The 12,695-nt window shown below is 60.2% G+C and carries 11 protein-coding genes; 3 read left to right on the top strand and 8 right to left on the bottom strand.

The genetic code is table 11. From position 1 onward, the window contains the following. The first annotated feature begins 141 nt into the window (after positions 1-141). On the top strand, positions 142-3,645 hold the full coding sequence (gene dnaE, locus ABID16_RS05285; protein WP_354555281.1) for a DNA polymerase III subunit alpha: 3,504 nt from the start codon (positions 142-144) through the stop codon (positions 3,643-3,645). A gap of 39 nt (positions 3,646-3,684) precedes the next feature. Here dnaE and ABID16_RS05280 read toward each other — a convergent pair whose 3' ends face one another. The 4 genes from ABID16_RS05280 to ABID16_RS05265 form a co-directional block, all read right to left on the bottom strand. Then, a complete protein-coding gene (locus ABID16_RS05280; protein ID WP_354555280.1) occupies positions 3,685-4,959 on the bottom strand; it encodes a L,D-transpeptidase family protein in 1,275 nt (424 codons plus the stop codon). Between the two features lie 83 nt (positions 4,960-5,042). Continuing rightward, positions 5,043-6,338, bottom strand: a complete 1,296-nt coding sequence (locus ABID16_RS05275; protein WP_354555279.1) for a DNA polymerase IV — start codon at positions 6,336-6,338, stop codon at positions 5,043-5,045. Between the two features lie 133 nt (positions 6,339-6,471). After that, entirely contained in the window at positions 6,472-7,107 is a 636-nt protein-coding gene (locus ABID16_RS05270; protein WP_354555278.1) for a hypothetical protein, read from the bottom strand. 1 nt (position 7,108) lies between these two features. Next, positions 7,109-7,417 carry a DUF3572 domain-containing protein gene (locus ABID16_RS05265; RefSeq protein ID WP_354555277.1) on the bottom strand — a complete coding sequence of 103 codons (309 nt, stop codon included), beginning with the start codon at positions 7,415-7,417 and terminating at the stop codon, positions 7,109-7,111. Positions 7,418-7,639: 222 nt separating this feature from the next. Here ABID16_RS05265 and ABID16_RS05260 point away from each other — a divergent pair, with 222 nt between their 5' ends. Both ABID16_RS05260 and ABID16_RS05255 read left to right on the top strand, forming a co-directional pair. Beyond that, the gene (locus tag ABID16_RS05260) at positions 7,640-8,011 is read left to right on the top strand and encodes a response regulator (RefSeq protein ID WP_112627436.1); all 372 of its coding nucleotides are present in this window, start codon (positions 7,640-7,642) and stop codon (positions 8,009-8,011) included. An 11-nt stretch (positions 8,012-8,022) separates the two neighbouring features. After that, the gene (locus tag ABID16_RS05255; RefSeq protein WP_354555276.1) at positions 8,023-9,396 is read left to right on the top strand and encodes a PleD family two-component system response regulator; all 1,374 of its coding nucleotides are present in this window, start codon (positions 8,023-8,025) and stop codon (positions 9,394-9,396) included. 645 nt (positions 9,397-10,041) lie between these two features. On the opposite strand, the gene rpmG is transcribed toward ABID16_RS05255, so the two are convergent. From rpmG to ABID16_RS05235, 4 genes are all read right to left on the bottom strand, one after another. Next, positions 10,042-10,209 carry a 50S ribosomal protein L33 gene (gene rpmG, locus ABID16_RS05250; protein ID WP_007626161.1) on the bottom strand — a complete coding sequence of 56 codons (168 nt, stop codon included), beginning with the start codon at positions 10,207-10,209 and terminating at the stop codon, positions 10,042-10,044. Positions 10,210-10,296: 87 nt separating this feature from the next. After that, entirely contained in the window at positions 10,297-11,496 is a 1,200-nt protein-coding gene (locus tag ABID16_RS05245; RefSeq protein ID WP_435532359.1) for an MFS transporter, read from the bottom strand. Between the two features lie 7 nt (positions 11,497-11,503). Continuing rightward, entirely contained in the window at positions 11,504-12,226 is a 723-nt protein-coding gene (locus ABID16_RS05240) for an NUDIX hydrolase (RefSeq protein ID WP_354555274.1), read from the bottom strand. Further along, positions 12,223-12,666, bottom strand: coding sequence for a DUF983 domain-containing protein (locus ABID16_RS05235; RefSeq protein ID WP_354555273.1), 444 nt, complete (start codon positions 12,664-12,666; stop codon positions 12,223-12,225). Before ABID16_RS05235 ends, ABID16_RS05240 begins: the two co-directional genes overlap by 4 nt. Between the last annotated feature and the right edge of the window lie 29 nt (positions 12,667-12,695).

Raw genomic sequence — 12,695 nt, 5'->3', positions numbered from 1 at the left:
ATGTTCGTCGCCACCATGTCTCTCATCCTGATGGCGATGTGATTTTCGGGGACGCTGCCGCCCGATCCTGCATTACGGCTGGACAGGGCGCCCTCTGATTTCCCACAATGCGACCTTGATTCAGAAAGTGGAGAATGGGCGATGGGCGATCTGGCAACGGGTAAGCCGACAGCGGAAGTTCAAGGGGTGAAGGCCGGCCCCGGCTTCGTGCATCTTCGCGTCCACTCCGCCTATTCGCTTCTCGAAGGCGCGTTGCCGCTGAAGAAAATCCTGTCGATCGCCTCCGCCGACGAGCAGCCGGCGATCGCAATTACAGACACCAACAATCTCTTCGTCGCGCTGGAGTTCGCCCAGAAGGCAATCTCTGACGGTATCCAGCCGATCATAGGCTGCCAGATGTCGATCGACATGCAGGACGCCACCGAAAATGACCGTCGCGGCGGCGTTCAGGCGTCGCTGGCCAAGCTGCCGTCGTTGGTCTTGCTCGCCTCAACCGAGGCAGGTTACGACCGATTGATGGAACTGGTCAGTCGCGCCTATCTCGATGGCGAAGGCAATCAGTCCGCGCGGATCCTGCTGTCCTGGTTGGAGGAGGGGACGGAGGGTCTTGTTGCGCTCACAGGGGCACTGACAGGTCCTGTAGACATGGCGCTGAAGGAAGGGCACGCGCCCTTGGCCGAGCAGCGGCTTGTCGCACTTTCGCGACTGTTTCCGGGCCGCCTCTACCTCGAACTGCAGCGGCAGGAGGGGTTCAGTCGCCGCCACGAGCAGAAGGTGGTTGATCTCGCCTACAAGCACGACCTGCCGCTGGTCGCCACGAACGAAGCCTTCTTCCCTGCGCGCAAGGATTTCGATGCGCACGACGCTCTTATGGCGGTGGCGCATAACGCCATGGTTTCGGACGACAATCGTTTCCGGCTGACGCAGGACCACTATCTGAAAAGCCGCGCCGAAATGTGCGCGCTGTTCGCCGATTTGCCGGAAGCCTTGCAGAACTCGGTCGAGATTGCCCGGCGCTGTTCTTTCATCCTCAACACCCGCAAGCCCATCCTGCCGCGCTTCACCGGCGCGACCGATGATCCAGAAGAAGCCGAGCGCGCCGAATCGGAGGAGTTGAAACGCCAGGCCATCGAAGGGCTTGCTCTGCGCATCGAGACGCTCGGGATCGCGCCGGGCTACACGCGCGAAGAATACGAGGAGCGGCTGGCCTTCGAGCTGAGCATCATCGAGCGGATGAAGTTCCCGGGTTACTTCCTCATCGTTGCCGACTTCATCAAATGGGCGAAGCAGCATGACATCCCGGTCGGCCCAGGCCGCGGTTCGGGTGCCGGCTCGCTGGTCGCGTACGCGCTGACCATTACCGACGTTGATCCACTACGGTTCTCGCTTCTCTTCGAACGCTTCCTCAATCCGGAACGCGTGTCGATGCCCGACTTCGATATCGACTTCTGCCAGGACCGGCGTGAAGAGGTCATCCGCTATGTTCAGCAAAAATACGGCCGCGAGCAGGTAGCCCAGATCATTACCTTCGGATCGCTGCAGGCGCGTGCGGCGCTCCGCGACGTCGGTCGTGTCCTCGAAATGTCCTACGGCCAGGTCGATAGAATCTGCAAGCTGGTGCCGAACAATCCGGCCAATCCGACACCGCTTTCCAAGGCGATCGAGGAGGAACCCAAGTTTCAGGAAGAGGCCGAGCGCGAGCCGGTCGTCGCACGACTGCTCGATATCGCGCAGAAGATCGAAGGTCTCTATCGGCACGCCTCGACACACGCCGCAGGCATCGTGATCGGCGACCGACCGCTCTCCCGCCTCGTGCCGATGTATCGCGATCCGCGCTCCGACATGCCGGTCACCCAGTTCAATATGAAGTGGGTCGAGCAAGCCGGCCTCGTGAAATTCGACTTCCTGGGCCTGAAGACGTTGACGGTTCTGAAGACCGCAGTGGATTTCGTCGCCAAGCGCGGCATATCCGTCGATCTCGCAGCACTTCCGCTGGATGACAAGCCTACCTACGACATGCTCTCGCGCGGCGAGACGGTCGGCGTGTTCCAGGTGGAAAGTGCCGGCATGCGCAAGGCGCTGATCGGCATGCGGCCCGACTGCATCGAGGACATCATCGCGCTCGTGGCGCTCTACCGTCCCGGCCCGATGGAAAACATCCCGGTCTATAACGCCCGCAAGCATGGCGAGGAGGAGATCGAGTCGATCCATCCCAAGATCGACTATCTTCTCAAGGAGACGCAGGGCGTTATCGTCTACCAGGAACAGGTGATGCAGATCGCCCAGGTTCTCTCAGGCTATTCGCTCGGCGAAGCCGATCTTCTGCGCCGCGCCATGGGCAAGAAGATCAAGGAGGAGATGGACAAGCAGCGTGCCCGCTTCGTTGACGGCGCGATGAAGAATGGCGTTTCGAAGGCGCAGGCCGACATCATCTTCGACCTGCTGGCAAAGTTCGCCAACTACGGCTTCAACAAGTCGCACGCTGCGGCCTACGCCATCGTCTCCTACCAGACAGCCTACATGAAGGCGCATTACCCGGTCGAGTTCCTGGCCGCGTCCATGACGCTGGACATGCAGAACACCGACAAGGTCAACGACTTTCGTCAGGATGCCCGCCGTCTCGGCATCGAGGTTGTACCGCCATCGGTCCAGACCTCGTTCCGCCATTTCGAGACAGGCGAGAACCGTATCTACTATTCGCTTGCTGCGCTGAAGGGCGTCGGCGAAGCCGTGGTCGATCACATCGTCGCCGTGCGCGGCGACAAACCCTTCGCCTCGCTCGAGGACTTCTGCCTGCGCATTGATGCAAAGCTGGTCAACCGACGCGTGCTGGAAAGTCTGATCCACGGCGGCGCCTTCGACTGCTTCGGTCTCGACCGTGCCGTTCTGGCCGCCGGGATCGACCGCATCATCGGTTACGCCCAGCGCGAGAGTGAAAACCGCGCCAGCGGCCAGAGTGACATGTTTGGCGGCGGCGCAGCCGGTGAGGAAAAGCTGTCCTTCCCGACCGTGACACCCTGGCTTCCTTCCGAACGGCTGCTGCGCGAGTTCCAGGTTCTCGGCTTCTACCTCTCAGCACACCCGCTCGATTCCTACAGCGAGGTGCTTGCCAAGATGCGCGTGCAAAACTTCGCCGACTTCGCATCGGCCGTGAAGCAGGGCGCGAGCGCAGGACGCCTGGCTGGTACTGTGACGTCGAAGCAAGAGCGCAAGACCCGAACGGGTAACAAGATGGGTATCGTGAACTTCTCGGATGCGTCCGGTCAGTTTGAGGCCGTCCTCTTCTCCGAAACGCTGAGCCAGTATCGCGACGTGCTCGAAGCCGGAAAATCTTTCGTCATGACGGTTGCGGCCGATGAGCGCCCCGAGGGTATCGGTCTGCGGATTCAGACCTTGAATTCGCTGGAGGAAAAATCAGTCCAGATGCAGAAGGCCTTGCGCGTCTATGTCCGCGACAGCGGCCCCCTCAAGGCCGTTGCGCCGCATCTCAACGCCAAGGGCGACGGCCTGGTGTCCTTCATCGTGATCAAGGATTCGGGTCGTCGAGAAATCGAGGTGGAACTGCCCGGCCGTTATCGAATTTCGCCGGAGATTGCCGCGGCGCTCAGGGCCGCGCCGGGCATTCTCGACGTCGAGCTTGTATGATCGTAGTTGAGCCGGTTTTCCGGCTCAACGCATCTGAAATCAGCTCTTGTGAAGTGCCTTGTCGGCCAGCTTGTTAGCCGGCTTATCCATCGGGTCGGTGAGCGTAATGAAGTTCGTGCCGAGGCCGGTTTCGCTGAGGCTTTCGACATCTGTCAATGTGATGGCTGAGCCTTCGCCGAGCAATTCGCCGAGCCTCTGCCTGGCTTCATCGCTCATGTGGACGCGATCAAGCGCCGTGGAAGCACTTTCCGCCGTTGCCGGGTCGGCGTCCTCGGTAATTCCGAGACGCTTCTTCGCCGCATCCGCAATGCGGTTCGACAAGCTGAAGCCATACCATTCGGCAAAGCCCGTGCGGGGATCGACATTGCGGGCTTCGATGAAATGCGTGCCGAGGGCCTTTGGTTCGTTGTCAAGCGTCACCGGCGCGCGGTAGATTTCCGCAAAATTGCGCCGGATGACCATGATGCCGTTCTGCGGCAGCGGCCGACCGGCCTTGGCATAGAGAGCTGCGACCAGAGCGTCGTCGGCCATCGTGCCGTCGGGCAGACCGTTATCCTTGCGGAATTTCGCAATGGCTGCATTGGTCTGCGCGCCTGCTGCGCCATCGACAGTGCCCGCATCGTAGCCGAACTGGTTCAGCAGCGTCTGCACATCAGGCATGACGCTGCGGTGGTCGGCGCGGGTGATGAGCACATAGACGGGCTCACGCGGCTTTTCAGGGCGCAGGCTCGGCTTCGACTGCGTGGCCGCATCGTTCATGGCCAGTTCCGTGCCGGGGACCGCGGTTGCTGATACGGGTGCCATGGCGACATCGGTCATGAATGTCGGGCCGGCCGGCGAGTTGGCCGGACGCGGAAGCGTGGCGCTGCGGATGCGCTGCGGTTCGACAGGTGCGTCGGTGATGATGACATGCACCCCGCGTTCGGTCATCTTGTAAAGCTCTTGCGCGAAGGCAGCGGGCAGTCGAACACATCCATGGGAGGCCGGATGGTTGGGCACGCTGTTAGATTCATGGAGCGCAACGCCCGACCACGTTATCCGCTGCATCCACGGCATCGGCGCGTCGGAATACTTGTTCGACCGATGAAACTTCTGTTTTTCGAGAACTGAGAAGATGCCGGTCGGCGTTTCGTGGCCCGCCTTGCCCGTCGAGACGTTCGAACTCGCCACGACCTTGTCGCCATCATAGACTTTCAGCGACTGCAGGTCGCGCGACACGAGGATCTGGAGGACCTGACCGTCGCCTGCGAGCGCCTGGCCTGCTCCGAATGCCGCGATGAAGACACCGATAGTAAGAATGCGCCCTTTGAGCATGATTCGCCGTCCAAAGCCTTGAGTGATTGTCGAATGTTAATCCAGTAGTCCTTAAAGAATGCTGTCGTCGAGGTGGCTGCTCGTCAGCGCGAGCGGCTGTCCGTCGGACGAAATGTATATCCGGTCTCGACGCTGCGATTGCCGAACTTGTCGCGCAGCGTATCGATGGCGGCTTCCGCCTTGGCGCGTCTGGCCGCCTGCTGGTCGATCAGGTCCTGCGGGTCCGCCAGGCTTGTCTCTCCGAGAGAAGTGACCCCGATACCGATCAGGCGGAACTTCGCGCTTCCCACTTCCTTTTCGAGCATCGAGACTCCGGTTCGGAATATGCGATCCGCCAGTTGCGTGGGGCTTTCGAGGCTGACATTGCGTGATCGGGTCTTGAAGTCATGCGTCTTCATTTTCAGGACAACCGTCTGGCCGGCGATCCCGCCGCGCTTGAGCCGGCGTGACACCTTTTCCGAAAGCGCACGCAAATGGGCGGCAAGCGCATCGAAGTCGGAAATGTCGTCAAAGAAGGTTGTTTCCGCCGAAACGCTCTTGGCTTCGCCGTCACTGTGGACCTGCCGTTCATCCTGGCCGCGCGCCAGCCTGAACAGCCTCTGTCCCATCGTGCCATAGCGCCGCATCAGGCCTGCTTCGTCCATCTGCTGAAGCTGGCCAATCTCGCGAATACCGTCTTCAGCCAGTTTGTCGGCAAAGGCGCGGCCAACGCCCCAGATCAGCGTGACAGGCTTCGGAGCCAGAAAGGACAAGGCTTCCTCGCGCCCGATCACGCTCATGCCACGCGGCTTGCGCATGTCGGAGGCAACCTTGGCCAGGAACTTGCAGTAGGAAAGCCCGACCGAAACCGTAACTCCCACTTCATCCTCGACCCGCCGTGCAAACCGCGCCAGAAGCCGGGCAGGGGGCTCGTGATGATGGATCAGTTCGGTCCCCTTGAGGTCGAGAAACGCTTCGTCGATCGACAGGGGCTCAACGAGAGGCGTCAGTTCCTGCATCATCTGGCGGATCTGTCGGCCGACGCGGCTGTATTTTTCCATGTCCGGCTTGATGACAATCGCCTCCGGACAGGCCTCCAGCGCCTTGAACATCGGCATGGCCGAGCGCACCCCGCGAATGCGTGCGATGTAACAGCAGGTCGAGACAACCCCGCGTTTGCCACCGCCCACGATCACCGGCTTGTCCGCAAGCTCGGGATTGTCGCGCTTCTCCACCGAGGCATAAAACGCATCGCAGTCGATATGGGCGAGATGAAGATCGTTCAGTTCGCTATGCCGCATCAGGCGTGGGCTGCCACAGGCCTTGCAACGCCCGGCGCGGCCCGTGACCGGCTCGAAACAGTCACGGCAAAAGCCCGGCAATGTTGTTTCGCCCGTCATGAATCGCTGGAACAAAGGTTGAACATAAGAACACTAGAGCATGTCGCGCCGATGAGTCCAGCGCTTTTATGAAAGGGCTTCGGGCTGTACGCGGGCGCGGCGGCACGGCCTCGGCAGCGCAGGATGCGTCTGATCAGGCGGCAGAAAAATGCGACCGGATGATGGGCGCGGCTTCTGCCCAGTCGCGGACGACACGCGCAGTTTCGGGTGGCTTCGGCGCCATTGCATGGACTTCCGAGGGCGGAGCAAGGCTCAGCAACAGGCAATCCGGCAGATGTTCGGCCACGGAGGTCAGGTTGTGCGACATGTCGTCCACGAACACCACGGGCACCGTGTGGCGATCGAGGATCCTGGAGGCGATCGGTCCCTTGGCCGTTTCAACGGCGACCATGGGAAAATGCAACCCCAGTTCATCGAGAAGCATTCTCCGTCGTCCTGCAAATTTCGGCGGCATGGCCGTCAGGAAGACGATGTCAGCCTCCTCCGCAAGCGCGGGCAAGGCCGTCATGACATGTTCGAAAGGTGTCTGCCAGGCGTGTTGTTCTTCGAAGAAGTCGTGCAGCGATTGCTGTACCACCTCTTCCGTTACCGGGGTCTCGTCGTCGACGCGAACGACATTTCCTGTCAGGCGGAAAGAGCGCGGCAGGAACTTCAGGTCGCGGGCCTTGAGAAAGCGCTGGTAGGGGGCGATGAACTCGAGAATGACATCGTCCACGTCACTGATGATCAGTGGGCGACCCGTCAGGCGGATATGGCTGAGGTCGGTCACGTCAGGCTCCCGTGCCGCCATAGGCGGGGCCGCTGAGCCGTTGCCAGGCCGCGGCGACCATGGCCGGCGCGATGCCCGAATGCGCGCTGAAGGCTATCAGGCTTGGCTCATGCGCCATCACGAATTCCATGAGCGCTTCGGCAAAACCGGGCGAGCGCGAGAATTGCCGCAGAGAGGACGCATCGAGGCCGCTGAGCGACAGAAACCGTGTCAGCATGTCTGGCTCTTCGCCCAGCCACGCGAGGATGGCCACGGCGATTTCCTGCGCATCCGGCGCGGCCTCGGTTTTCTTCTCGGGCTTCAGGCGCATTTCCAACCTCGGGTTACGAATTATTCAAACAAATCTGACTAGTGTTTTCGGGAACAACTTCAGGAATCGTGACGTTCGCGATGGACGATCTGATTCTATCGCAGTCTGCCTGCGACGGAAACAGGTTCCTCCCGATTATGCAGGGGTCATGCCTCTGGTCAGCCGGTTCAGGTGCCGCAGTCTGGCGTCTTGGGGTTTGGATGAAAGGCGACGGATAGAAGCATGGTCAAGCGCGTGATGATCGTCGAGGATAACGAGCTCAACATGAAGCTCTTCCGAGACCTGATAGAGGCATCGGGATATCAGACGATCCAGACCCGCAACGGCATGGAGGCGCTCGACCTTGCCCGCCAGCACAAGCCGGACCTGATCCTGATGGACATTCAGCTTCCGGAGGTCTCCGGTCTCGATGTGACCCGCTGGCTCAAGGAAGATCCGGAACTGCACCCGATCCCGGTCATTGCCGTGACCGCCTTTGCGATGAAGGGGGACGAGGAGCGCATCAGGCAGGGGGGCTGCGAAGCCTATGTCTCGAAGCCGATCTCGGTGCCGAAATTCATCGAGACCATCAAGACCTATCTGGGCGACGCGTAAGGAGTGCGGACATGACAGCGCGCATTCTGGTCGTTGACGACATCCCGGCCAACGTGAAGATGCTCGAAGCGCGGCTTCTTGCCGAATATTTCGACGTCATCACAGCCGAGAACGGCTTTGCGGCGCTGGAACTCTGCGAAAAGACGCAGGTCGATCTCATTCTTCTCGATATCATGATGCCCGGTATCGACGGTTTCACCGTATGCGAACGCCTGAAGGCCAACCCGCGCACGGCGCATATTCCCGTGGTCATGGTTACGGCGCTCGATCAGCAGTCGGACCGGGTGCGCGGTCTGAAAGCCGGCGCGGACGACTTTCTCACCAAGCCGGTCAATGACCTGCAGCTTATGTCACGCGTCAAGAGCCTGTTGCGTCTCAAGGCCTTGTCGGACGAACTGCGGGTCAGGGCCGAGACGGCGCGCAAATTCGGCATGGCGGTCGATGACATGGCGGTGGACAACGAGGCTGACGAGCCGGGTCAGATCCTTCTGGTCGATGCCCGCGCATCCTCGCAGGACCGCGTCGTCAAGGCATTGCGACCGATCGCGGATGTAACAGCCATTTCGGATCCCCAGGCGGCCCTGTTTCACGCTGCCGAGAACCCGACGGAACTGGTTATCGTCAATTCAAACTTGGAAGACTACGACCCGCTGCGGCTCTGCTCGCAGATGCGCTCGCTTGAGCGGACACGCTTCATCCCTGTCCTGCTGATGGCGGACCAAGACGCGGACAGTCTCATCATCCGCGCGCTCGAGCTGGGCGTCAGCGATTACATCATGCGGCCAGTCGATCCGAATGAACTGATTGCCCGCTGCCTGACGCAAATCAGGCGCAAGCGTTACAACGACAGGCTTCGCTCCAGTGTCGAACATACAATCGAACTCGCGGTGACGGACGGTCTGACGGGCCTCAACAACAGGCGCTATCTCGACAATCATCTCAAACTGCTCTTCGACCGTGCCAATGCGCGGGGCCGGGCGCTCTCCGTCTGTCTGACGGATATCGATCGCTTCAAGTCGATCAATGACACCTATGGTCATGATGCAGGCGACGAAGTGCTGAAGGAACTTGCCGCGCGGATCCGATCAACCGTGCGCGGTGCGGACCTCGCGTGCCGATATGGCGGCGAGGAATTCGTCGTTGTGATGCCGGATACGTCTCTGGACATGGCGACAACGATTGCGGAGCGTCTGCGCGGTGCCATTGAAGGCAAGCCGTTCCATCTTTCGGCTTCGGGCATAGATCTGAATGTGACTGCATCTCTGGGTATAGCCGCCCTGTCGGCAACCGTTCAGACGCCCACGCAGCTCATGAAATCAGCAGATCAGGCACTCTATGAGGCAAAGAATGCCGGCCGTAATCGCGTGGTTGCGGCAGCGGCCTGAGATTTCCACAACTTTCGATTCCAGAGGTTGCGCACCTTCCCTAACGTAAGGTCTGCGTGTGTGTATTGGGTGACCGTTGAGGCCCGCCCTCCTGGATCATAACGGATCATATAGATAAATATCTGTTTTAGCAGATGAAATTTCGCGCCGACCAAGATTGGACAATCAGGCCCGGCGATTGTCATCCAATATAAATATCCTTATCGTGACAGATATTGTTTGCATTGAAGAGGTTATTTCGACGGGAATCTGTAACTAATTCGCCTAAAAATTAACCTTCAAATGACGAAGGACAGGGCGCTGGTTAATAAATCGTTGATTTTTTTTAAAAACCGGGTGATCTTTTAGTCACAGACGGATGTCAAACGACATTCAGTTACCCCATGATGTCAGGTCCGCCGCATCTCCTGGGTCGTGGGGTTGGCTGACCAGCGCACGGTTAGAGTGGTTTCCTCGTGCCGCCTCCGTGAGCTGGTCAGCCGCCGATTTTCCCCGAAATCGTTGTTCCGAAACATTGCAGTGCTATGCCGCGACAGTCGGCTGGCGCGGACGCTCTGCGCGGTCTTGCTACCGCCGCGAAAGCGGGATGCACAAAAAGAAACGGGGCCTTGCGGCCCCGATCTGAAACGAAATGGATCAAGCCAATTACTTGATCTTCGTTTCCTTGAATTCGACATGCTTTCTGGCGACCGGGTCGTACTTCGTCTTCGTCATCTTGTCCGTCATGGTACGGCTGTTCTTCGTGGTGACGTAGAAGAAGCCCGTGTCTGCCGTCGACAGAAGCTTGATCTTGATGGTGGTTGCTTTCGCCATTTTTCAGTGCCTCAATAAAAGCGTCGCCGGAGCGGTCAATCCGGCTCGGCGAAATCTGGCGCGAAACTACAAATCGCGCCCGAAAAGTCAAGTCTTTTTGGGTCGGAAAATCATTCGCACCCCGGAAAGCACGAAATAGAGGCCGAAGAAGAAGGCGATTGCCCAGGCAAAACCCTGCTGACCGTAGCCATATTTCGCGCTCGCATCCATCGCAGCGCCAATCGCCTGCGGGCCTGCGACAGTGCCCACGGCATAGCAGAAGATGAACGCGGCATTGGCTGCCACGAGGTCAGCACCGGTCAGGCGCGAGCCAAGGTGGCTGAGGCCAACCGTGTAAAGCCCGGCGACGGACCCGCCCCAGAAGAGCAGCACGACGGCCAGAAACTCCCAGCTGTCGGAAAGCAGCGGTAGCGTAAATGCGCCGACAAGCCCGCAAAAAGCCATGATGAACAGGAGGATGCGGCGATCCTTCAACCTGTCCGAAATCAGCCCCAGCGGGATCTGGAACAGCATGTTGCCCAGGCCCATGATGGTGAGCAACAGGGCTGCCTGCGATTCGGAGAAGCCGCTTCGGGTCGCATAGATGGGGAAGAGCGAAAGGCCGCCGGCCTCAACCGCACCGAAAACGAAGACTGCAGCCGTTGCCGTGGGAACCAGGAATATATAGCGCATGAAATGCAGCTGCGGCTTTTCATCGATCACCGGGCATTCGCCACGGGCAATGAACACGGGAACTGCCGCAATCAGCAAAACGACTGCGCCCAGCAGGAACGGCAGCAACCCGTCGCTGCCGATTCGCGCAAAGATCAGCGGCCCGAGCGCAAAGCCGACCGATAGAACGGTGGCATAGACGCCGAGTGCCAATCCTCGCTTCTTTGGAGGCGCAGACGCGTTAATCCAGAATTCGGAGAGAATGAAGAGCGTGGTGGTGGCACCGTGGAAAACGATTCGCAGCGGGAACCACAGCCAGAAATTCTCCGCGAAATAGAAGCCGGGAGCGCTGAGCGCCGCCAGCAGCACCGCTCCGATCATCGTGGCGGGCACGCTGAAGCGATGGGCGAGTTTGGTCGTGATCGGGGCGGCTGCCATGGCGGCGATGCCGGCCATGGCGGAGTTCAGCCCGATGAGAGTGGAAGGAACGCCGCGCTTCTCCAGGATCATGGAGAGAAGCGGCAGTCCAAGACCGATGGCAACACCCACCGCCGTCACCGATGCGGTCGCGGCGATGAAGGACGGCCACTGGATGTTCTCGTGGTCCTGCGAACTTTTCTGCACGGGCAATTCCATAAAAGTCTCAAATCTCTTCGCGGATGAACTTGCCGCTGCGCATGTAATAGAAAGGAACCGGCAGGTCGACAGTCAATTCCGGCGAAATTTTCAGCATGGCGCCGATATCGGCGAGGATGGCGAGCGTGATCCCTGGCATCTTGAGGTCGCCGATCTCGTCGACATTGACCCATTCCAGCGCGTCGAGCTCGGCGCTGGGGCGCAGGCCGGTCAGGTCAACATTCACCTCGTCGGCAAAGAGCGCGAAGAAGCGCGTGTCGAAACGACGCGAGCGGCCGGGTGGCGTAATCGCGCGCCCGACAAGCCGCAGCGGGCTGAGATTGGGCGTGAATGGCAGGGCAGCCTCCAGCTTACCATGTGGCAAGCCGATCGCAATCCCCGCTTCCTCATAGGTCTCCCGGATCGCGGCAACGGCCAGCGCCCGCATGCGCGCCTGCGTCATCCGCGGACCGGACTTGTAGGCGAGTTTGCGTGCAATGGCTTCGGCAAGCGTGCCGGACACGACAATGCGCGAATCGGTCGGGTCGCGCCGCCCGCCGGGGAAGACATAGACGCCCGGCATGAACTTGTGACTGCCGCTGCGCCGACCCGACAGAACCTGAACCTTGCCCTGATCGCGCCGAAGCAGCAGCAGCGTTGCGGCATCACGCGGGCGCAACGCCGGGTAGCCGCCTTGGGCGGCCAGCATTGCAGCATTGGGAAGATAGGCCTGGCCGGGCGCTTCGCTCATGTCCGGTCCTCCGGCTCCTCTTTCGGATCATTGGGGTCAACGCCGCCGAAACCGTGCATACGCAGAGCCCATTGCAGTCCGATGACGCCACCCTTGATCGGCTGGATGATGGCGACGGCGAACAAAACGGTAAGCGGCACCCAGATCAGGAACTGCACCCAGAGCGCCTTGGGCAGCATGTCGTCCGTGAGCATATATGCTGTCAGCAGGACATGGCCGACGACAACGATGACCAGATAGGGTGGCAGATCGTCCGCCCGCTGCGCCGTGAAATCGGTTCCGCATGACGCACATACATCCACCGGCTTCAGGAACGACTTGAACAGTCGGCTCGAGCCGCAGGCGGGGCATGCGTTGAGAAGGCCACGGCGGATCGAACGCCAGAGCGGGCGATGCTCCTCCTCGATCGCGATCTCGCTGGTGTCGGTGTTTGCACTCATCGTGCTGCCTCCCTTTTTCGCTGAGGCAT

The sequence above is a fragment of the Limnomicrobium aquaticum genome, from assembly GCF_040545545.1.
GTDB lineage: Bacteria > Pseudomonadota > Alphaproteobacteria > Rhizobiales > Rhizobiaceae > Ensifer_A > Ensifer_A aquaticum.
Note: the sequence above shows the minus strand (reverse complement) of the source record. Positions and strands in the feature narration are given on the sequence as shown.

Excerpts from the sequence above, each read along its gene's own strand:
- dnaE (WP_354555281.1), top strand. The coding sequence starts at position 142 with ATGGGCGATCTGGCAACGGGTAAGCCGACAGCGGAAGTTCAAGGGGTG.
- ABID16_RS05280 (WP_354555280.1), bottom strand. The coding sequence starts at position 4,959 with ATGCTCAAAGGGCGCATTCTTACTATCGGTGTCTTCATCGCGGCATTC.
- ABID16_RS05275 (WP_354555279.1), bottom strand. The coding sequence starts at position 6,338 with ATGACGGGCGAAACAACATTGCCGGGCTTTTGCCGTGACTGTTTCGAG.
- ABID16_RS05265 (WP_354555277.1), bottom strand. The coding sequence starts at position 7,417 with ATGCGCCTGAAGCCCGAGAAGAAAACCGAGGCCGCGCCGGATGCGCAG.
- ABID16_RS05260 (WP_112627436.1), top strand. The coding sequence starts at position 7,640 with ATGGTCAAGCGCGTGATGATCGTCGAGGATAACGAGCTCAACATGAAG.
- ABID16_RS05255 (WP_354555276.1), top strand. The coding sequence starts at position 8,023 with ATGACAGCGCGCATTCTGGTCGTTGACGACATCCCGGCCAACGTGAAG.
- rpmG (WP_007626161.1), bottom strand. The coding sequence starts at position 10,209 with ATGGCGAAAGCAACCACCATCAAGATCAAGCTTCTGTCGACGGCAGAC.
- ABID16_RS05245 (WP_435532359.1), bottom strand. The coding sequence starts at position 11,496 with ATGGAATTGCCCGTGCAGAAAAGTTCGCAGGACCACGAGAACATCCAG.
- ABID16_RS05240 (WP_354555274.1), bottom strand. The coding sequence starts at position 12,226 with ATGAGCGAAGCGCCCGGCCAGGCCTATCTTCCCAATGCTGCAATGCTG.
- ABID16_RS05235 (WP_354555273.1), bottom strand. The coding sequence starts at position 12,666 with ATGAGTGCAAACACCGACACCAGCGAGATCGCGATCGAGGAGGAGCAT.